This is a genomic window from Giesbergeria anulus (genome assembly GCF_900111115.1).
GTDB classification, from domain to species: Bacteria; Pseudomonadota; Gammaproteobacteria; order Burkholderiales; family Burkholderiaceae_C; genus Simplicispira; species Simplicispira anulus.
This window is the reverse complement of record NZ_FOGD01000002.1, coordinates 290,322-310,760: the sequence shown is the minus strand read 5'-3', so window position 1 is coordinate 310,760 and position 20,439 is coordinate 290,322. Positions and strand designations below refer to the sequence as shown.

The following is a 20,439-nucleotide window of genomic DNA, read 5'->3' as shown; positions in this document are numbered from 1 at the left end:
GGGTAGCGCTTGCGCTGACCCATACCGCCGCGCCAGGCTCCTACACCGGGGAGTCCGGCGCGGCGTTCCTGTTCCAACCGGGTACCTATCTATGTCGAAAAGAGACTTTTACGAAATCCTCGGGGTGGCAAAAACCGCTTCCGATGAAGAAATCAAAAAGGCGTATCGCAAGCTGGCGATGAAACACCACCCGGATCGCAACCAGGGTGAGGCCAGCAAGGGCGCAGAAGAGAAGTTCAAGGAGGTCAAAGAGGCCTACGAGATGCTCTCGGATGCACAAAAGCGCGCCGCTTACGACCAGCACGGCCATGCCGGGGTTGATCCCAATCGGGGCCACAGTGGCCCCGGTGCTGAGGGCTTTGGTGGTTTTGCCGAAGCCTTTGGCGATATTTTTGGCGACATGTTTAACCAAGGCGGTGGACGTGGTGGCCGTGGTGCGGGTGGACGCCAAGTCTATCGGGGCAGCGATCTGAGCTATGCCATGGAGGTCTCGCTGGAAGAGGCGGCCCGTGGCAAGAATGCCGAAATTCGCATCCCTGCTTGGGAGAGCTGTGACACCTGCCACGGTAGCGGTGCCAAACCCGGCACCAGCCCCAAGACCTGCTCTACCTGTAGCGGTTCAGGGGTGGTGCAAATGCGCCAAGGCTTCTTCAGTGTGCAGCAAACCTGCCCACACTGCCGGGGCACGGGCAAGATCATTCCAGAACCTTGCACCTCTTGCCACGGTCAGGGCAAGCTGAAAAAGCAAAAGACGCTGGAAGTCAAAATCCCTGCGGGTATCGACGATGGTATGCGTATCCGCAGCACAGGCAATGGTGAGCCGGGCACCAATGGCGGCCCACCGGGCGATTTGTACATCGAGATTCGCCTCAAAAAGCACGACATCTTTGAGCGCGATGGCGACGATCTGCATTGCCAAGTGCCCGTCAGCTTTATCACCGCAGCCTTGGGTGGTGAGATTGAGGTGCCGACGCTGGCAGGCAAAGCGGCTATCGACATCCCAGAAGGCACCCAAGCGGGCAAGCAGTTCCGCCTGCGGGGCAAGGGTATCAAGGGGGTGCGCTCTAGCTACCCCGGCGATCTGTATTGCCATATTGCAGTAGAAACGCCCGTCAAGCTGACCGAGCACCAGCGCAAGCTGCTGCGCGAGCTAGAAGAGTCTTTGAAAAAGGGCGGTGCGCGCCACTCCCCCAGCGGTGAGAGCTGGACGGACAAGCTCAAAAGTTTTTTTAGCTGATCTGCTGCCTTAAAGCGCCAACGACAACCGCCTGCGGCCTAGCCCAGGCGGTTCTTTCATTGCTACCAGACATATCTGGCTGGCCCAGCCTAAAATCACCCTCCCCCCTGAACGCAAAGAGACCACCATGGGACGCACCCTGTACGACAAGATCTGGGACGAGCACGTCGTCCATACCGAAGAAGACGGCACCGCTGTTCTTTATATCGACCGCCATCTGGTACATGAAGTGACCAGCCCACAGGCTTTTGAGGGCCTACGCCAAGCCGGGCGCAAAGTTTGGCGCGTGAGCTCCATTGTGGCCACTGCCGACCACAACACCCCCACCACTGGCTGGGAGTTGGGCTACGACGGCATTACCGATCCCATCAGCAAAGAGCAGATCACCACGCTGAATGCCAACATTGCCGAGTCGGGCGCGGCGGCCTTTTTCCCGTTCATGCACCAACGCCAAGGCATCGTCCACGTCATTGGCCCTGAAAATGGCGCTACCTTGCCGGGCATGACGGTGGTGTGCGGTGATTCGCACACTTCCACCCACGGTGCTTTTGGTGCGTTGGCCCACGGCATTGGTACCAGTGAAGTCGAGCACGTCATGGCTACGCAAACCCTGCTGGCCAAAAAAGCCAAAAACATGCTGGTGCAGGTGGATGGCCAACTTGCCAAGGGCGTGACTGCCAAAGACGTGGTGCTGGCGATCATCGGCAAAATCGGTACCGCTGGTGGCACTGGCTATACGATTGAATTTGCCGGTTCGGTGTTCCGCGCCATGAGCATCGAAGGCCGGATGACGGTGTGTAACATGGCGATTGAGGCCGGTGCGCGCGCCGGGCTAGTAGCTGTGGACGACAAAACCATCGACTACGTCAAAGGCCGCCCGCTCTCGCCCACCGGCGTGGAATGGGATCAGGCCGTGGCTTACTGGAAGACTTTGCACTCCGATGCCGATGCCCAGTTTGATACCGTGGTCACGCTCAATGCCGCAGACATCGTGCCGCAAGTGACTTGGGGCACCTCACCCGAAATGGTGCTGGGCATTGATGCCATCGTGCCCGATCCCGACAAAGAAAAAGATGCCAACAAGCGCGGGGCTATCGAGCGTGCTTTGCAGTACATGAACCTGCAACCGGGCAAACCACTGAACGATATTTTTGTCGATAAGGTGTTTATCGGCTCTTGTACCAACAGCCGCATCGAAGACATGCGCGAAGCCGCTGCCGTGGTGAAAAAGCTGGGGCAAAAAGTAGCCAAGAACGTGAAACAGGCGCTGGTGGTGCCTGGTTCTGGGCTGGTGAAAGAGCAGGCCGAACGCGAAGGGTTGCACGAGATTTTCAAGGCTGCCGGTTTTGAATGGCGCGAGCCAGGCTGTTCGATGTGCTTGGCGATGAATGCCGACCGCTTAGAGCCGGGCGAGCGCTGCGCCTCCACCAGCAACCGCAATTTTGAAGGCCGCCAAGGCGCGGGGGGGCGTACCCACTTGGTCAGCCCCGCTATGGCGGCTGCCGCTGCGGTGCACGGGCATTTTGTGGATGTTCGTACGTTTGCTTGATAGCCCCGCAGGAGCACTGTCGTGAAAAAAATTGCCACTTTCATCGCCCTGTCGCTGGCCTTTGTGCTGACTGGCTGCAACACCGTCAAGGGTGTGGGCCAAGATATCGGCAAAGCCGGTTCCGCTATTGAACGCGCCGCCAAGTAAAAGGCTTCCCATGCAAAAATTTACCCTTCACCAAGGCATCGTGGCCCCGATGGACCGCGAGAACGTCGATACCGACGCCATCATCCCCAAGCAGTTTCTCAAGTCGATCAAAAAGACCGGCTTTGGCGTGAACTTGTTTGACGAATGGCGTTACCTTGACCACGGCGAGCCGGGCCAAGACCCGGCCAGCCGCCAGTCCAACCCCGACTTTGTGCTCAACCAGCCGCGTTATGCGGGTGCTTCCGTCTTGTTGGCACGCAAAAACTTTGGCTGTGGCTCCAGCCGCGAGCACGCCCCTTGGGCGCTGGAGCAGTATGGCTTTCGCGCCATCATTGCGCCTAGCTTTGCCGATATCTTCTTCAACAACTGCTTCAAGAATGGCTTGTTGCCCATCGTGCTGCCCCAAGCCACGGTGGCGCAGTTGTTTGATGAAGTGGCTGCCTTTACTGGCTACCAACTCACCATTGATCTGGAGCGTCAAGTCATCGTGCGCCCACAAGGCGAAGAAATCCCGTTTGATGTGGTGCCGTTTCGCAAATACTGCCTGCTCAACGGCTTTGACGATATTGGCCTGACCCTGCGCCATGCCGACAAGATCAAATCCTTTGAGGCCGAACGTTTGGCGACCAAGCCTTGGCTGGCCCACACCATGGTGGCTTAAACGTCCGCCACAGATATTCAATCTTCCAAAGAAAAGCGAATTATGAAAATTGCAGTGTTGCCGGGTGACGGCATTGGTACCGAAATCGTCGCTGAAGCCGTCAAGGTGCTCAATGCCTTGGATTTGAAGTTTGAGATGGAAACCGCCCCCGTCGGCGGTGCTGCCTACGAGGTGGCAGGCCACCCGCTGCCCGAATCCACCCTCAAGCTGGCGCAAGAAGCCGATGCCATTTTGTTTGGCGCTGTGGGTGACTGGAAATACGACAAACTCGACCGCCCGCTGCGCCCCGAGCAAGCCATTTTGGGCCTGCGCAAGGCGATGGGTCTGTTTGCCAACTTCCGCCCCGCCATTTGCTACGAGCAGCTCACCCACGCCTCCAGCCTCAAGCCCGAACTGGTGGCAGGCTTGGACATCCTCATCATCCGTGAGTTGACCGGCGATATTTACTTCGGCCAGCCCCGTGGCCGCCGTATTGCCACTGATGGCCACTTTCCCGGTGCCGAAGAAGCGTTTGACACCATGCGCTACTCGCGCCCTGAGATTGAGCGCATCGCCCACGTTGCTTTCCAAGCCGCGCAAAAGCGCAGCAAGCGCGTGACCAGCGTCGATAAGGCCAACGTGCTCGAAACCTTCCAACTCTGGAAGGATGTGATGACCGAAATCGGTCAACAGTACCCCGATGTGGCCCTCGATCACATGTATGTCGATAACGCCGCCATGCAACTGGTGAAAGAGCCGAAAAAGTTTGACGTGTTGGTCACAGGCAATATGTTTGGCGACATCTTGTCGGATGAAGCTTCCATGCTCACCGGCTCCATCGGTATGTTGCCCTCGGCTAGCCTCAACAGCAAGGGCCAAGGCTTGTACGAACCCAGCCACGGCAGTGCCCCCGACATCGCAGGCAAGGGCATTGCCAACCCGCTGGCCACCATCTTGAGCGCCGCCATGATGCTGCGCTTTAGCCTGAAACAGCCCGAAGCGGCTGACCGCATTGAAAACGCCGTGAAAGCCGTGCTGGCCCAAGGGCTGCGCACCGGCGACATCTACAGTGAAGGCACCACCAAGGTCAACACTGTGCAGATGGGCGATGCAGTGGTCAAGGCATTGGGCTGATTTGTAGGCCAGTCATCCGCTACAATGAAAAGCTATGTTTGCCGCCCGCCAGTTCCTGCTGAACAACGCCTCTGCCATCATGGCAGGCGGGGCCGTGCGCGCAACCATCACCAAAACCACGACCATTAAGGGCTGATCCAGCTCCGGTATCGTCGTGCGCCCCTTCCCGGCCAGACGAGCCGGGCAACCGATCAGCCCCTACGGTGTGGTAACGTTTTTTATCATCGAAGGGGCTTGAAATGAGCAAATTGGTAGGTTTGGTCGGCTGGCGCGGTATGGTCGGCTCGGTGTTGATGGATCGTATGCAGGCCGAGGGTGACTTCGACCTGATTGAACCCATCTTCTTTTCTACATCCAACGCAGGCGGCAAGGCCCCAGCGCAAGCCAAGGCACACACTGCGCTGCAAGATGCCAATGACATCGCTGCACTGGCCCAGTGCGACATCGTCATTACCTGCCAAGGTGGCGACTACACCAAAGAAGTGTTCCCTAAGCTGCGCGCTTCAGGCTGGCAAGGCCACTGGATTGACGCGGCCTCTTCGCTGCGCATGGAGCAAGATGCCGTCATCGTGCTCGATCCCGTCAACGACAACGTGATCCAAAAGGCACTGGCCGCAGGCGGCAAGAACTGGATTGGCGGCAATTGCACCAACTCCATCTTGCTGATGGGTTTGGGCGGTCTGTTCAAGGCCGATCTGGTGGAATGGGTTAGCTCCATGACTTACCAAGCCGCTTCGGGCGGTGGTGCCAACCACATGCGCGAGTTGCTCAAAGGCATGGGCGTGGTGCATGCGGCGGTGGCTGATGAGCTGGCTACCCCCGCTTCGGCTATTTTGGACATCGACCGCAAAGTCGCTAAGACCATCCGTGAAGATGTGCCCACCGAGTTCTTCGGCGCACCATTGGCCGGTGGCCTGATCCCTTGGATTGACGTACAACTGCCTAACGGCCAATCCAAAGAAGAGTGGAAGGGCCAAGCCGAAGTCAATAAGATTTTGGGCACTGAAGCCACCATCCCCGTCGATGGCCTGTGCGTGCGTATCGGTGCTATGCGCTGCCACAGCTTGGCCCTGACGCTCAAGCTCAAGAAAGACCTGCCACTGGCTGAGATCGAAGCCATCATCCAAGGCGGCAACCCTTGGGTGAAGTGGGTAGCCAATGACCGTGCTATCACCGTCAAGGAGCTGACCCCCGCTTCCATCACTGGTGGCCTGCAAGTGGGTGTGGGTCGGGTGCGCAAGCTCAACATGGGGCCTGAGTACCTGTCGGCTTTTGTGATTGGCGACCAACTGCTGTGGGGTGCTGCCGAGCCGCTGCGTCGCATGTTGCGTATTTTGCTGGCTGCCTGATCGGCGGACTCAAAACCGGGTGTGTCCATTGGAAACACCCGATTACGCCCCGTTGTCAGGGGACAACACACCGGGTGCCACGGGGCGCGATTGATAGACCCAGACCAGCGTAAAACGCAGCTGTTCTTGTCAGGCCAAGGCATTGCTGCTATGGTGTTTTGATCGTTCTCCAAGTGGCACAAGCGCTAGTTTTTCTTGTCTGCAAGTCCGCTTGATCGGGCCTCTCTTTTCTTATCAGTTGATAGCAACCATGCATCGTTGGAAATACTCTGCGCTGGCAGGAGCGGTCGTGGCGACCCTTGGCCTGTATGCCGCTGACGCTTCGGCTCTGGCCCTAGGACAAATCACAGTGCAGTCCGCCCTGGGCGAGCCTTTGCGCGCTGAGATCGAACTGCCCCAGATCAGTCCCGCCGAAGCCGATACCCTGCGTGCTAGTCCAGCCGCCGCAGAGATTTTTCGCAGTCAGGGCATGGAATACTCCCCCGTCGTCACGCAAATGCGTGTGCGGCTGGAGCGCCGCGCCAACGGGCGCATGGTGTTACAGCTGTCTAGCGACCGGCCTGTGAATGACCCGTTTGTCGATCTGGTGATTGATGCCTCTTGGGGTACTGGGCGCATCACGCGCAGCTACACCATGTTGTTTGATCCGCCAGCGTTGCGCCGTGCGCCGGTTACTTTGGCTGCAGCGCCACAAATTACGCCTGCGCCCGCTCCAGTGCCCACACCTGCACCTGCATCTGCATCTGCACCGACGGCCACGCCAACAGTGCCAGCCCCGGTGGAGATTGAACCAATTAGCCAAGCACAGCCCGCAGCGCAAGCACCAGTAGCTGCCCCTGAGCCAGCACCAGTAACAGCGCCAGCGCCGCGCACCACGCGCACCACATTACCCCCCCGCGAAGCTGTTCTTGCTGCCGGGCCTACTGCCGATCACATGACGGTCAAGGCGCGTCCTGGAGACACCGCCGGGCGCATTGCCGAGGGTCGTCGTGCCGCCGGTGTCTCACTCGATCAGATGTTGGTGGCCCTATTGCGGGCCAACCCAGAGGCGTTTGCGCAAGGCAATATCCATCGCCTCAAGGCAGGGGCTGTGCTAGAAGTGCCCAATGCCGAGCAGGCGCAAACCGTGCCACCAGCCCAAGCGCGCCAGATCATGGCGGCGCAGAGCCGTGATTTCAATGAGTTCCGCCGCCGCTTGGCCGCCACTGCGCCAGTGGCCCAAGTGGCTGCCGCAGACCGCTCGGCCACCGGGGCAGTGCAAACTCGCGTCGAAGACAAGCGCTCCGTCAATGCCGCACCCGACAAGCTCACGCTGTCTAAGGGGGCTATGAGCGCGCAAAAGGCAGCCGCAGAAGAAAAGTTAGCGCAAGCCAAGCAAAAGAGCGAGGCTAGCACCCGTGCCCAAGAGCTTGCCAAGAACATCGAGGATTTGAACAAGCTCAACGCCGATATCACTGCCCCTGCACTGGCACCCAAGCCAGCGCCAGCCCCAGTTCCAGCGGCAGAAAAACCAGCACCCGCTCCTGCGCCAGTGCCAGAAACCCCTGCTCCTGCCCCAACGCCCGAACCAGCACCTACTCCTGCACCAGCGCCGGAGCCAGCACCTACTCCTGCACCAGCAGAAACTCCTGCACCGGCACCAGTTGAGGCTCCTGCACCACCTCCGCCAGCCCCTGCCCCCACACCAGCGCCTACCGCAGAGGAGTCCAGTTTCATCAGTGGCCTGCTAGAAGATCCGCTGGTGCCCTTGGGTGGTATTGGCATACTGGCTTTGCTGGCCAGTTACGGCGCCTATCGCGTCATCCAAAAGCGTAAAGCCAAGGAGTCGGTGGACAGCTCATTCTTTGAAAGCAAGCTCCAGCCCGATTCTTTCTTCAATACCAGCGGCGGCCAACAGGTCGATACCACCGGTGCTGCGCAGTCCAGCACCGGCGCATCTTCGTCCATGTCTTACAGCCCCAGCCAGCTTGACGCTGGTGGTGATGTTGATCCGGTAGCCGAGGCCGATGTCTATCTGGCTTATGGCCGTGATTTGCAGGCTGAAGAAATCCTCAAAGAAGCCTTGCGCCATACCCCTGAGCGCATCGCCATCCACACGAAATTGGGTGAAATTTATGCCAAGCGCCACGATCGTAAGGCTCTGCAAGCCGTGGCTTCTGACGTCTACCAATTGACCAAAGGACAAGGCCCGGACTGGGAGCGGATGGTCGAATTGGGCCGCGAAGTTGATGCGGGCAATCCGATGTATCAACCCGGCGGTCAGCCCGCACTGGCTGGTGCAGCAGCAGGTGTTGTGGGTAGTGTTGCCAGTAGCTTGAGCGATGCAGCACCCGCTGGTGTGGGCGGGCAGTTGCCGCCTGAACTCGATTTCGATCTCGACCTCGAACTGCACGACACCCCCGCCGAAGATGCTGCAGCCGACCCTGGTGGCTTTGCCGCCGCTATCGCGTCGGCCACCGAGATGCCCGAACTGACCATGCCGATGCTAGATACTGGGCCAGTTTCGCCACCGCCACCGGTGTCAGCGCCAGCAGTGTCAACGCCTGCGCCTGCAACGCAAGATATGGGCTTGTCGTGGGATGTGCCCGACTTACCTACGGTGCCAGCGCCTGCGCCAGTACCGCCCGCCGCGCTGGACTTACCCACGGCCCCTGCCACGTCTGCTATGGCCGATCTAGAGTTCTCGCTGGATATGCCTTCTGAGCAGGCCAGCCCTGCTCCAGCCCCCTTGCCAGAGTTTGAAGTCAGCACCGCCCCAGCCACTGATTCGCAAATGATGGACTTTGATTTGGGCAGTATGTCGGCAGAGGCTCCAGCCCCCGCCGCCTCTACTGCTACCAACGAAGCGGTGGCAGCCTTAGAGCAAGACGGTCCCTTTGAAGGCCAATCGGAAGACCCGCTAGAAACCAAACTCGCTTTGGCAGAAGAGTTCAATGCCATTGGCGATAGCGACGGTGCCCGTACCCTGATTGAAGAGGTGATTGCCGAATCGTCTGGGGCGCTCAAGGCCAAGGCGCAAAGTTTGTTGGCTGATCTGTCCTAAAAGTCGTGCCTGGTATGCGAATGGCCCTAGGGGTCAGCTACAACGGTCAGGCCTATCAAGGCTGGCAAAGCCAGTCTTCGGGGCAAACAGTGCAAGATCGGCTGGAGGCCGCGCTCAGTCGCTTGGCGACGCAGCCGGTGCATACTTTGTGCGCTGGGCGCACTGATGCCGGGGTGCATGGGTTGATGCAGGTGGTGCATTTTGATGCGCCCGTGCAGCGCTCTACCGCCTCTTGGGTGCGTGGCAGTAATGCCTTTTTGCCACCAGATATTGCCGTGCAATGGGCGCACGCCGTGCCCGATGCTTTCCATGCCCGCGCCTGTGCCACAGCACGGCGTTACGCCTATGTGCTGTTGCAGTCGCCCGTGCGTCCCAGTGTCGAGGCTGGGCGCGTGGGCTGGGTGTTTGATGCCTTGGATGGCGATGCCATGCGCGCAGCTGCCGCCCAGTTGCTGGGAGAGCATGATTTCAGCTCGTTTCGGGCAGCGGCTTGTCAGGCGCTGTCGCCGGTGAAAACCCTGCGCCGCCTTGACATCAGCCAGCAGCTCATGGGTGCCGGGCGCACTGGCATGGGCATTCCGGTGTGCTACTGGCGTTTTGAGTTCGAGGCCAACGCCTTTTTGCACCACATGATCCGCAACCTCATGGGCTGCTTGGTGGCCGTGGGGCGTGGCACCCAACCCGCCCATTGGGTCAGTGAGGTATTGCAGGCGCGCTCGCGCAAAGTGGCGGCCCCCACCTTTGCCGCCGATGGGCTGTATTTTTTGGGGCCGGTGTACGACCCAGTGTGGGGCCTGCCAGAACGCACCCCCGCCTTTGATTGGCTTCCCTGATCGCGCCACCATGACTTTGTCTGCTTCTCGCGCTGCGCTGCACCGCACCCGTATCAAAATTTGTGGCCTGACGCGCGAGCAGGATGTAGATGCCGCTGTGGCCGCTGGCGTCGATGCCATTGGTTTTGTGCTTTATGCACCCAGCCCGCGAGCCGTGACCGTGCAACGTGCTGCACAACTGGCCCAGCGCCTGCCGCCTTTTGTCACCCCAGTGCTGTTGTTTGTCAATGAGTCTGCGGCGCAGGTGCAGGCTGCTTGTGCCCACATCGCGGGGGCCACGGCCCAATTTCATGGCGATGAATCGTTGGCAGATTGCATGGCCGCCACCGCCAATGGTGCTAGGCCCTTTGTTCGTGCCGCCAGAATACCCTTAGGCGATGACGCGGCACAGTTTGACCTCGTAAAATACGCAGCTTCCTATTCCCCAGCGCAGGCCATTTTGCTCGACGCCCATGTGGACGGCTACGGCGGTGGCGGCAAGGTATTCAATTGGTCACTCCTTCCTCCAAGCGTCAACGCTCACCTCGTCTTGTCTGGTGGACTTACGCCTGCAAACGTGAGCGATGGCATCGTGCAGGTGCGCCCGCGTTGCAAAACGCTGGCCGTTGATGTCAGCTCCGGCGTCGAACAAGACGGCCCCGATGGCAAACCCCTGCGGGGCGTCAAAGACGCCAACAAGATTTATCGCTTCGTCGCTGCCGTGCGTGCAGCCGATGCCCAACTTGCAAATACCTCTCATGGCTTCCTACCAGTACCCTGATGCTTCTGGCCACTTTGGCCGTTACGGTGGCAGCTTTGCCAGCGAAACCCTGACCTTTGCGCTGCAAGAGTTGCGCGAGGCCTATGCCCGCTACCAGCACGACCCGCAGTTTGTGGCTGAATTCAACTACGAATTGGCCCACTTCGTCGGGCGGCCCTCCCCGGTGTACCACGCGGCCCGCACCAGCCAAGAAATGGGCGGAGCGCAAATCTTCCTCAAGCGTGAAGATTTGAACCACACTGGCGCGCACAAAATCAACAACGTGATTGGGCAGGCCATGCTGGCCAAGCGCATGGGCAAGCCGCGCATCATTGCCGAGACCGGTGCCGGTCAGCACGGCGTAGCTACTGCCACCATTTGCGCCCGCTATGGCCTAGAGTGCATCGTCTATATGGGTGCTGAAGACGTCAAACGCCAAAGCCCCAATGTGTTTCGCATGAAGCTGCTAGGCGCTACCGTGGTGCCAGTAGAGTCGGGCAGTAAAACCCTCAAAGATGCCCTGAACGAGGCTATGCGCGACTGGGTAGCCAATGTAGACAACACCTTCTACATCATTGGCACCGTGGCTGGGCCACACCCCTACCCGATGATGGTGCGCGATTTCCAAAGCGTGATCGGCACCGAATGCCTGACACAAATGCCCGCCATGCTCGCCGAGCAAAAGATGGCCGCCGAGCAGCCCGATGTGGTGGTGGCCTGTGTGGGTGGTGGCAGCAATGCGATGGGTATTTTCCACCCCTACATCCCTTATGAAAAGACCCGCCTGATTGGCGTAGAAGCTGCCGGTGAGGGACTGGATACGGCCAAGCACTCGGCCTCGCTGCAAAAAGGCAGCTCTGGCGTGCTGCATGGCAACCGCACCTTCATCTTGCAAGATGACAACGGCCAGATCATGGAAACGCACAGCATCAGCGCTGGGCTGGATTACCCCGGCGTCGGGCCAGAGCATGCTTGGTTGCAAGAACTGGGCCGCGCCGAATATGTGGGCATTACCGACAAAGAAGCGCTGGCCGCTTTCCACTACCTCTGCCGCACCGAAGGCATCATTCCGGCACTAGAGTCTAGCCACGCCTTTGCCTATGCCATGAAGCTGGCTAAAACCATGCGCCCTGACCAATCCATTTTGGTCAATCTGTCGGGCCGGGGCGACAAAGACATTGGCACCGTGGCCGACCTGTCCGGAGAAGATTTTTACGACCGCCCCTCCATGCGCGGCCTGAGCGTCAAGGGCGGAGAAAGCAAGTAATGAGCCGTATCCAAACCACGTTTGAACAATTGAAAGCCAAGGGCCGCAAGGCCCTGATTCCTTACGTTACGGCAGGCTTCCCGTTTGCCGACATCACCCCGGCACTGATGCACGCCATGGTTGAGTCTGGGGCCGATGTGATTGAACTGGGCGTGCCCTTTTCTGACCCGATGGCCGATGGCCCAGTGATCCAAAAAGCCGGAGAAAAAGCGCTGGCTTTGGGCGTGGGTATGGTGCAGGTGCTGGGCCATGTGCGCGAATTTCGCAAACGCAACCGCACTACCCCGGTGGTGTTGATGGGCTACGCTAACCCGGTAGAGCGCTACGACCAACTCCACGGCGAAGGTGCCTTTGTGCGCGATGCGGCTGCTGCGGGGGTGGATGGCGTCCTCATTGTTGACTATCCGCCTGAAGAATGCGAGGCGTTTGCCGCCCAGTTGCGTGCCAACAACATGGATTTGATCTTCCTGTTGGCTCCCACCTCTACCCCTGAGCGCATGGCCCAAGTGGCACGGGTGGCCAGCGGCTATGTCTACTATGTGTCGCTCAAAGGCGTCACGGGGTCAGCAGCGCTGGATACTGCGGCGGTGGAGGCCATGCTGCCACGCATCCGTGAGCATGTGAAAATCCCCGTCGGGGTGGGCTTTGGCATCCGTGATGCTGCCACCGCCCAAGCCATTGGCAGGGTGGCCGATGCCGTGGTGATTGGCACGCGCATCATCCAGTTGCTAGAAAACCAGCCCTACGAAAAAGTCGTACCCATCATCATCGACTTTATGCGTGGTATCCGCAAAGCCCTTGACGCTTAAACCCCAAGGAAGCAACCATGTCTTGGTTAGAAAAACTTCTGCCTTCGCGCATCCAGCCCACCAACCCCACCGAGCGCCGCCAGATGCCCGAAGGGCTGTGGATCAAGTGCCCCAGCTGTGATGCGGTGCTGTACAAAACCGACTTAGAGCACAACCAGTGTGTTTGCCCGCAGTGCAAGCATCACCACCGCATTGGTGCGCGGGCGCGGCTCGATGCCTTTTTAGACCCCGAAGGCCGCTATGAGATCGGCCAAGAAGTCATTCCGGTGGATGCGCTCAAGTTCAAAGACAGCCGCAAATACCCCGAACGCCTCAAAGAAGCCTTAGAAAGCACCGGCGAGACCGATGCCTTGGTGGTGTTTGGCGGTGCCGTGCAAAGCATCAATGTGGTCGTAGCCTGCTTTGAGTTTGAGTTCATGGGCGGCAGCATGGGCAGTGTGGTCGGTGAGCGCTTTGTGCGCGGCGTCGAAACCGCGATTGAGCAAAAAGTGCCGTTTATTTGCTTTACTGCCACCGGGGGGGCCCGGATGCAAGAGGGGCTGCTGTCGCTGATGCAGATGGCCAAGACCAATGCGGCCCTGACCCGGCTGGCTAAAAAGGGCCTGCCCTATATCAGCGTGCTTACTGACCCGACGATGGGCGGTGTCAGTGCTGGCTTTGCCTTTGTCGGGGATTTGGTCATTGCCGAACCCAAAGCCCTGATCGGCTTTGCTGGCCCACGCGTGATTGAATCTACCGTGCGCGTGACTTTGCCCGCAGGTTTCCAGCGCGCCGAGTTTTTGCTAGAAAAGGGCGCTGTCGATCTGATTTGCGACCGTCGTGATTTGCGCGCCACCATTGCCAGCAGCTTGGCCATGTTGCAGCGGCTGCCAGCAGACGCAGTGGCATAAGGCACCACCCCTTACCTGCTTTTAAGGTCAGGCGGTTGGGCCTGTGGCATCCACCCGCCTAGTGCCGGGTGATGCTGTCTTGGTTTACGTTTACGTTGACGTTGACGTTGACGTTGGCGCAAAAGCCAGCAACTCCGGTGGCAACTCCGCCAACAGTTGCAGGCGCTCACTGCTGGCCGGGTGGGTAAACTGCAAGCGCCAAGCGTGCAGAAACATGCGTTTCAAGCCCACTTTTTGCAGGCGCTTGTTTAGGTCAAAATCACCATATTTATCGTCCCCTGCAATCGGGTGGCCTTGCGATGCCAAATGGACGCGAATTTGGTGCGTGCGCCCCGTCTTAATGGTCACTTCTAACAGGCTCATGGCGGGCAAGCCCTGCACAGGCCGGGCCGCCGCCGTAGCCCGCACCTTGACCAGCGTGATCGAGCGCATGCCGTCTGGGTCGTCTGGGGTGGTCACGCGCACGCGGCGCTCGCCATCGGGCAGCAGGTATTTGTGCAGTGGCGTGTCAATCACCTTGAGCTTGGCAGGCCAAGTGCCCTGCACCAATGCCAGATAGGTCTTGCCGGTTTCGCGTTCGCGAAATTGGTCTTGCAGATGCACCAGCGCACTGCGCTTTTTGGCTACCAGCAAGATGCCGGAGGTCTCGCGGTCAAGGCGATGCACCAGCTCCAAAAATTTGGCTTGGGGCCGTGCTTGGCGCAATTGTTCAATCACGCCAAAACTCACACCACTGCCACCATGCACGGCCACACCGGCAGGCTTGTCGATGGCGATGACGTGCTCATCCTCGTGCAGCAGCGGAAACTCGCGCGCTGGCGCTGGATGCGCCGCCTTGTCGGCCATTTTTTCTGACACACGCACCGGCGGCAGACGCACGCTGTCGCCCTCTTGCACACGGGTGTCAGCGCTGGCGCGGCCCTTGTTGATACGCACCTCGCCACTGCGGATGATGCGATACACATGGGTTTTGGGCACCCCCTTGAGGTGGCGCATCAAAAAGTTGTCGAGCCGCTGGCCGCTGGAGTCGGCATCGACCAGCAGCAAGCGCACAGCTTGCGTGCCAGCAGCGCCAGCAGGGCTCTGGGAGGGGGTGGCAATATGCCGGGGTTGCGGGGTTTTGCCGCCTATAATCTGGTTCACCTGCGCAGCGTTTTGTCAGTGGTTGATTCGTCTGGAGTTTAGTCCACACGGCCATTTCCCCGCGCGCAGGCCGGTCGATGCCAGCGGGTGTCATGCACGCAAGAATCGCAGGCCCGTCGCCTGCCTTGGCCCGCATGATGCACGGCAGGCTGACGCAATTGAAATACAGATACGGAATACCCCATCTGGCAGTTCACCCCACGGGGGTGCAACTGCCAGCGGATCAAAGCGAACATGTTGATGCTGGCGATGTTGTTACAGACCTTGGGGCGGTGGCTCGTGCCACCGCTATGGGCACACAACAGCCTGCCAGTACCCATCCTGCCTGCGCCAGCAGCCATTGTTGCAATGGCAAAGCTACAGATTCTCAGGCCCGCTCCCATCCACGCGCCCTTGCCTCCCCCGCTGAGCTAACCTACAGCCCAGCGGCCTTTGGCATACCCGGCAATTCCCTTCGTTTCAAGGCGTCAGTCCAGGCATCGTTGGCCCGTATTGGGCCTGTTGTTTGTTTGGAATCACGGGCTGCAGCAACCCAGCATTGAGGTTGGTGTGCTGCGCTGCCCAGCAGAAAAAAAGGAAACGCATCATGAAGCGGATGCTGATTAACTCCACCCAGCCCGAAGAACGTCGTCTGGCGATTGTTGATGGCCAGAAGTTGCTGGACTACGAGATCGAAATCGAAGGGCGTGAACAGCGCAAGGGCAACATCTACAAAGCGGTCGTTACCCGCGTAGAGCCCAGCCTAGAAGCCTGCTTTGTCGATTACGGCGAAGACCGCCACGGCTTTTTGCCGTTCAAAGAAATCTCTAAGCAATACTTTGCCCCCGGCGTCTCGCCCAGCCAAGCGCGCATCAACGATGTCATCCGCGAAGGCCAAGAGCTGCTGATCCAAGTCGAAAAAGAAGAACGCGGCAACAAGGGCGCAGCCCTGACCACGTTTATCAGTTTGGCCGGTCGCTATGTCGTGCTGATGCCCAACAACCCCCGTGGCGGTGGCGTCTCGCGCCGCATTGAGGGTGAAGACCGCGCCGAACTCAAAGAGGCGATGGATCAGCTCGACTACCCCAATGGTATGAGCATCATTGCCCGCACGGCGGGCATTGGCCGCACAGCCCCAGAACTGCAATGGGACTTGAACTACCTGCTCAAACTCTGGAACGCCATTGACGGCGCGGCCAAGTCGAGCAAGGGTGCCTTCCTGATTTACCAAGAGTCGAGCTTGGTGATTCGCGCTATCCGCGATTACTTCAATGCCGACATCGGTGACATCCTGATCGACACCGACGACATTTACGAGCAGGCACAGCAGTTCATGGCCCACGTCATGCCTGAGCACGCCAGCCGCGTGAAACGCTACCGCGACGATGCCGCACTGTTCTCGCGTTTCCAAATCGAGCACCAGATTGAATCGGCCTATGCGCGCACGGTGCAACTGCCCAGCGGCGGAGCCATCGTCATTGACCACACCGAAGCGCTGGTCAGCGTAGACGTCAACTCGGCCCGCGCCATCAAGGGCGGCGACATCGAAGAAACGGCGCTGCGCACCAATTTGGAAGCCGCCGACGAAGTGGCTCGCCAGATGCGTCTGCGCGACTTGGGCGGCCTGATCGTCATCGACTTCATCGACATGGAGGAGAGCAAAAACCGCCGCGAGGTCGAAAACCGCCTGCGCGACGCACTGCGTCAAGACCGCGCCCGTGTGCAGTTTGGCACCATCAGCAAGTTTGGCCTGATGGAAATGAGCCGCCAGCGCCTCAAGCCCGCCTTGTCTGAAGGCTCGTCTATCCCTTGCCCACGTTGCGGTGGCTCCGGCCACATCCGCGACACCGAAAGCTCGGCGCTGCAAATTTTGCGCATCATCCAAGAAGAGTCCATGAAGGACAACACCGCCGCCGTTCACTGCCAAGTGCCGGTTGAGGTGGCGAGCTTCTTGCTCAATGAAAAGCGCACTGAGATTTCTAAAATTGAGCTCAAACAGCGCGTCAATGTGCTGATGGTGCCAAACAAGACGCTAGAAACCCCCAACTACCGTTTGGAGCGCCTCAAGCACGACGATCCGCGCTTGGATGGTATCGAGCCTAGCTACAAGCTGGCCGAAGACTTTGAAGACCCCACCGCCGTCACACGTCGCTCGCAAGAGCCAACCAACAAGCAAACACCGCTGATTCGTGGCGTGTTGCCCGATGCGCCCGCACCGCAAGCGGCTCCCCGCGCCGAAGGCGAAAGCCGCCCTCCCCGTGGTGGTCGTCCGGCGGCTGCTCCGGCCCCTGAGCCAGCACCAGCACCCACTCCCCCAGAGCGCGGCTTCTTTGCTTGGCTCAAGCGCTTGTTTGGCTTTGGCCGTGTGGCCCGCCGCCCCGTAGCGGCACCCGCGCCCACCCCGGCCAGCACCCGCGAGGCCCGCCGCAACGAGCGCAGCGAACGCAACCACACCGGCGAGGCCCGCCCACGCCGTGGCGCAGAGCGCGGCGAGCGCAATGACCGCTACGAGCGCACAGACCGTACCGAGCGCAACGGCAACAGCGCCCGCCGCCATGAGCGCCCAGAGCGTAACAATGAGCGCGGTGCCGACCAGCGCAACAGTGAGGCCCGCCCACCACGCGATAGCGAACGCGAACAGCGCTTTGACAGCGAGCGCCGCGAGCCGCGTAATGCCAACCGAGGCCGTGGCCGCGAAGCGGACAACCGCCCGCTCAACGACGAAGCCCTAGACACCGATCTGGCACACAACCTGTCTGTGCAGCCCCACGAGGCCAATGGCAACGAGCCGCGCAACGAACGCCCACCCCGCAATAGCGAACGCAGCGAACGCGCCGACCGTGGTGAACGCAGTGAGCAACCACGCCGCGAACGCAGCGAGCGTCCCCCCCGTGGTGAAGGCCGTGAGCGCAATGCGCGCATCACTGAAACCGCTGATGCCAACTTGAGCCAGCCTTTGACTCCAGCAGCCGCTGGGGCGGAGGTGGCACTCAATGAGCGCGCTGAACCTACCGCCGCACCTGCTGTGGCTAGCGAAGAGCGCCGCGAGCGCCGCTCCCGCGACCGCTATGGTCGTGACCGCCAGCGTGGTGAGCGCCCAGAGCGTGGCGAGCGTGCTGAACGCGATGAGCGCCAAGAGCGCCAAGAGCAGCCCACTGCACCTGCTGCTAGCGCTAGCGAAGACCTGCCCGTCCAAGCTCCTAGCGCTGAAGGCACCGAGCCGCCCGTGCGCCGCAGCTACTTTGCTCCAGCCCCTGCTGTGGCCGTAGCGGTGCCGCCTGTGGCCGAGCCAGCCCCAGCTACGCCAGAGGTGGCAGCAGCCGAGGCTACGCCCGCAGTGGTCACGTTGGTAGCACCAGCCAACCATGTTGAAGCGGCCCCCGTGGCAGCACCTGCACCAGTAGCGCCTGTGCCAGTAGCGCTTGTGTCAGTAGTTGCCGAGCCTGCCGCCGCTACCCCAGTGGCTGCGGCAGCCATCTCGGTGCCAGCCCAGAGCAGCGCCCCAGCGCCAGTGCAGCCTTTTGTGCTGCCAGTGGGTGAAATGCAGGCCTTGGCTGAGAGCGTGGGGCTGCAATGGGTGCAGTCTGACCCTGCCAAAGTAGCTGCCGTGCAGGCCGCTATTGCCGCCGAGCCTTGTCCTGTGCATGTGCCGCGCCAACGCCCGGCGCTGGTGCTGCTAGACGAAGGCCCGCTGGTGCTGGTAGAAACCCGCCGCGACTTGCGCGAGTTGGTGCTGCCCTTTGAGCGTGAGCAGCCACAACAGCCAGAACAGCCCACCCAACCCTAAAACGGCCCCACAAGTGGCAAGGCGCACAGTGCGTTCACCCGCACTGTTTGTTGCTTTGCCGACTTGAACCGTCCTTCCCAGCGCCGGTCTGTGCCCTACAGACCGGCGCTTTTCTGTTGCGGCCCATTTCTTCTTTCTTTAGCCATGCTCATCTTGCTGTCTCCTGCCAAATCTCTGGACTACGACACCCCGGTGCCCGCCGGGCTGGGGCACAGCTTGCCCGCCTTTTTGCCAGAGACCACCGAACTCATTGCGCTGCTGCGTACCAAGGCCCCGCAAGACCTCGCTGCCCTGATGAAAATCAGCGACGCCTTGGCCGCACTCAACGTCGCCCGCTATGCCGCTTGGTCGCCACAGTTCAGCGCCAGCAATGCCCGCCCAGCCATACTTGCCTTTAATGGTGATGTCTATGAGGGGCTGGATGCGCGCAGCCTGCCAGCGGCTGATCTGCAATGGGCGCAGCAGCATCTGCGCATTCTCAGTGGCCTGTATGGCGTACTGCGCCCACTAGATTGGATGCAACCCTATCGGCTAGAGATGGGCACGCGCTTGGCTACTGCCAGCGGCCATAGCTTGTATCAGTTTTGGGGTACAAAAATTGCTAAGCACTTGCGCAATGAGCAAGCCAGTGATCCGGCACCCGTGGTACTCAACTTGGCATCACAAGAGTATTTCAAGGCGGTCGATGGCCCTGCTTTGCAAGCCAGAGTGGTCGATTGTGTGTTTGAGGAGTGGAAAGGCAGCACCTACAAAATCGTCAGTATCCATGCCAAACGCGCCCGGGGTCTGATGGCGCGCCATGCCATCGTGCAGCGTGCTACCCAGCCAGAAGACCTGCTAGGCTTTGGTGCTGAAGGCTATGCCTTCGATCCACATGCCTCGGAACCAAACCGGCTAGTGTTCCGGCGGCGCAAAATGTAAGAATGTAAGAGAATGTTACATGGGCGAAACTATCATGGCACAAGAAACCTTTGCTACTACTTCCGCGTCCACCTCGGCCACCCGTGTGGTTGCTGCACCGGCCATTACGCCTGAGCTGCGCGCTTGGATCATCAGCCAAGCACAAACTAACATTGGTGCTCCGGCACTGATACAAGCCATGACGGCGGCCGGTTGGAGCGAAGCCGTAGCCATGCAAGCCCTAGAAGACACCTTGCGTGGGCACTTGAGCGACATCGGTAGCACTGGCGACACAACCGCCCTCGCCAGCCCGGCTGTGCCAGAACCCGCTCTGCAAGGCGAACCGGCACGCTTGGATGCAGGCGACCGCCACGTCGATGTGTTGCTGTCCATCACTTTGCCCCGTGTGGTGGTGTTGGGCAATGTGCTCTCGCCTGAAGAATGCGATGCCCTGATCGAGGCAGCGCGCCCACGCATGGCCCGTTCCCTGACGGTAGCCACCCAAACCGGCGGCGAAGAAATCAATGCCGACCGCACCAGCAATGGCATGTTCTTCCAGCGTGGTGAGAGCGAACTGATCGCGCGCATTGAAGCGCGGCTAGCCAAAATTGCCCATTGGCCGGTAGAAAACGGCGAGGGCGTGCAGGTGCTGCACTACGGCCCCGGTGCAGAGTACAAACCGCATTACGATTATTTTGATCCCAGCCAGCCCGGCACACCGCGCATTTTGGCCCGTGGCGGCCAGCGGGTGGGCACATTTGTGCTGTACCTCAACACCCCAGAGCAAGGCGGGGGTACGACCTTCCCAGAGATCGGCCTGAACGTGGCGGCGCAAAAGGGTAACGCAGTATTTTTTAGTTACCCCCAACCCGTTCCTTCCACGCGAACCCTCCACGGCGGTGCCCCTGTGCTGGCGGGTGAAAAATGGATAGCCACCAAATGGATGCGTGAGCGCGAGTTCACCTGATTGATTGTTGATTTACCGGAGTTGAT

General features: G+C 60.0%; 16 protein-coding genes. 15 read left to right on the top strand and 1 reads right to left on the bottom strand.

All coding sequences use genetic code 11. From position 1 onward, the window contains the following. The first annotated feature begins 91 nt into the window (after positions 1–91). From dnaJ to accD, 12 genes are all read left to right on the top strand, one after another. Positions 92–1,237, top strand: a complete 1,146-nt coding sequence (dnaJ, locus tag BMX55_RS05285) for a molecular chaperone DnaJ (RefSeq protein ID WP_091453982.1) — start codon at positions 92–94, stop codon at positions 1,235–1,237. Positions 1,238–1,364: 127 nt separating this feature from the next. Further along, entirely contained in the window at positions 1,365–2,786 is a 1,422-nt protein-coding gene (gene leuC, locus BMX55_RS05280; RefSeq protein ID WP_091453978.1) for a 3-isopropylmalate dehydratase large subunit, read from the top strand. Positions 2,787–2,807: 21 nt separating this feature from the next. Next, complete coding sequence (locus BMX55_RS05275) at positions 2,808–2,933, top strand: entericidin A/B family lipoprotein (RefSeq protein WP_091453972.1); 126 nt, start codon at positions 2,808–2,810, stop codon at positions 2,931–2,933. 10 nt (positions 2,934–2,943) lie between these two features. Beyond that, a complete protein-coding gene (gene leuD / locus BMX55_RS05270) occupies positions 2,944–3,594 on the top strand; it encodes a 3-isopropylmalate dehydratase small subunit (protein ID WP_091453969.1) in 651 nt (216 codons plus the stop codon). Between the two features lie 42 nt (positions 3,595–3,636). Then, a complete protein-coding gene (leuB, locus tag BMX55_RS05265) occupies positions 3,637–4,707 on the top strand; it encodes a 3-isopropylmalate dehydrogenase (protein ID WP_091453966.1) in 1,071 nt (356 codons plus the stop codon). Between the two features lie 239 nt (positions 4,708–4,946). Next, positions 4,947–6,056, top strand: a complete 1,110-nt coding sequence (gene asd, locus BMX55_RS05260) for an aspartate-semialdehyde dehydrogenase (RefSeq protein WP_091453964.1) — start codon at positions 4,947–4,949, stop codon at positions 6,054–6,056. A 289-nt stretch (positions 6,057–6,345) separates the two neighbouring features. After that, positions 6,346–9,099 carry a motility hub landmark protein FimV gene (locus BMX55_RS05255; RefSeq protein ID WP_342707672.1) on the top strand — a complete coding sequence of 918 codons (2,754 nt, stop codon included), beginning with the start codon at positions 6,346–6,348 and terminating at the stop codon, positions 9,097–9,099. Positions 9,100–9,113: 14 nt separating this feature from the next. Continuing rightward, positions 9,114–9,932 carry a tRNA pseudouridine(38-40) synthase TruA gene (gene truA / locus BMX55_RS05250; protein WP_091453954.1) on the top strand — a complete coding sequence of 273 codons (819 nt, stop codon included), beginning with the start codon at positions 9,114–9,116 and terminating at the stop codon, positions 9,930–9,932. Positions 9,933–9,942: 10 nt separating this feature from the next. Then, entirely contained in the window at positions 9,943–10,692 is a 750-nt protein-coding gene (locus BMX55_RS05245) for a phosphoribosylanthranilate isomerase (RefSeq protein ID WP_091453950.1), read from the top strand. Continuing rightward, entirely contained in the window at positions 10,670–11,938 is a 1,269-nt protein-coding gene (gene trpB, locus BMX55_RS05240) for a tryptophan synthase subunit beta (protein WP_091454869.1), read from the top strand. The genes BMX55_RS05245 and trpB overlap by 23 nt, the downstream gene beginning before the upstream one ends. Beyond that, a complete protein-coding gene (trpA, locus tag BMX55_RS05235; protein WP_091453947.1) occupies positions 11,938–12,747 on the top strand; it encodes a tryptophan synthase subunit alpha in 810 nt (269 codons plus the stop codon). The genes trpB and trpA overlap by 1 nt, the downstream gene beginning before the upstream one ends. A 17-nt stretch (positions 12,748–12,764) precedes the next feature. Beyond that, entirely contained in the window at positions 12,765–13,637 is an 873-nt protein-coding gene (gene accD, locus BMX55_RS05230) for an acetyl-CoA carboxylase, carboxyltransferase subunit beta (protein ID WP_091453944.1), read from the top strand. Between the two features lie 90 nt (positions 13,638–13,727). On the opposite strand, the gene BMX55_RS05225 is transcribed toward accD, so the two are convergent. After that, positions 13,728–14,780 carry an RluA family pseudouridine synthase gene (locus tag BMX55_RS05225; protein WP_425432046.1) on the bottom strand — a complete coding sequence of 351 codons (1,053 nt, stop codon included), beginning with the start codon at positions 14,778–14,780 and terminating at the stop codon, positions 13,728–13,730. 586 nt (positions 14,781–15,366) lie between these two features. Between BMX55_RS05225 and BMX55_RS05220 the strand changes: the two genes are divergently transcribed. The 3 genes from BMX55_RS05220 (at position 15,367) to BMX55_RS05210 (ending at position 20,413) form a co-directional block, all read left to right on the top strand. Further along, positions 15,367–18,546 carry an Rne/Rng family ribonuclease gene (locus tag BMX55_RS05220; protein WP_091453940.1) on the top strand — a complete coding sequence of 1,060 codons (3,180 nt, stop codon included), beginning with the start codon at positions 15,367–15,369 and terminating at the stop codon, positions 18,544–18,546. A 144-nt stretch (positions 18,547–18,690) separates the two neighbouring features. After that, positions 18,691–19,467 carry a peroxide stress protein YaaA gene (gene yaaA, locus BMX55_RS05215; RefSeq protein WP_091453938.1) on the top strand — a complete coding sequence of 259 codons (777 nt, stop codon included), beginning with the start codon at positions 18,691–18,693 and terminating at the stop codon, positions 19,465–19,467. Between the two features lie 19 nt (positions 19,468–19,486). Then, positions 19,487–20,413 carry a 2OG-Fe(II) oxygenase gene (locus tag BMX55_RS05210; RefSeq protein ID WP_245751291.1) on the top strand — a complete coding sequence of 309 codons (927 nt, stop codon included), beginning with the start codon at positions 19,487–19,489 and terminating at the stop codon, positions 20,411–20,413. Positions 20,414–20,439: the final 26 nt, after the last annotated feature.

Coding starts and splice junctions, on each gene's coding strand:
- dnaJ (WP_091453982.1), top strand. CDS start 92: ATGTCGAAAAGAGACTTTTACGAAATCCTCGGGGTGGCAAAAACCGCT.
- leuC (WP_091453978.1), top strand. CDS start 1,365: ATGGGACGCACCCTGTACGACAAGATCTGGGACGAGCACGTCGTCCAT.
- leuD (WP_091453969.1), top strand. CDS start 2,944: ATGCAAAAATTTACCCTTCACCAAGGCATCGTGGCCCCGATGGACCGC.
- leuB (WP_091453966.1), top strand. CDS start 3,637: ATGAAAATTGCAGTGTTGCCGGGTGACGGCATTGGTACCGAAATCGTC.
- asd (WP_091453964.1), top strand. CDS start 4,947: ATGAGCAAATTGGTAGGTTTGGTCGGCTGGCGCGGTATGGTCGGCTCG.
- truA (WP_091453954.1), top strand. CDS start 9,114: ATGCGAATGGCCCTAGGGGTCAGCTACAACGGTCAGGCCTATCAAGGC.
- BMX55_RS05245 (WP_091453950.1), top strand. CDS start 9,943: ATGACTTTGTCTGCTTCTCGCGCTGCGCTGCACCGCACCCGTATCAAA.
- trpB (WP_091454869.1), top strand. CDS start 10,670: ATGGCTTCCTACCAGTACCCTGATGCTTCTGGCCACTTTGGCCGTTAC.
- trpA (WP_091453947.1), top strand. CDS start 11,938: ATGAGCCGTATCCAAACCACGTTTGAACAATTGAAAGCCAAGGGCCGC.
- accD (WP_091453944.1), top strand. CDS start 12,765: ATGTCTTGGTTAGAAAAACTTCTGCCTTCGCGCATCCAGCCCACCAAC.
- BMX55_RS05220 (WP_091453940.1), top strand. CDS start 15,367: ATGAAGCGGATGCTGATTAACTCCACCCAGCCCGAAGAACGTCGTCTG.
- yaaA (WP_091453938.1), top strand. CDS start 18,691: ATGCTCATCTTGCTGTCTCCTGCCAAATCTCTGGACTACGACACCCCG.
- BMX55_RS05210 (WP_245751291.1), top strand. CDS start 19,487: ATGGGCGAAACTATCATGGCACAAGAAACCTTTGCTACTACTTCCGCG.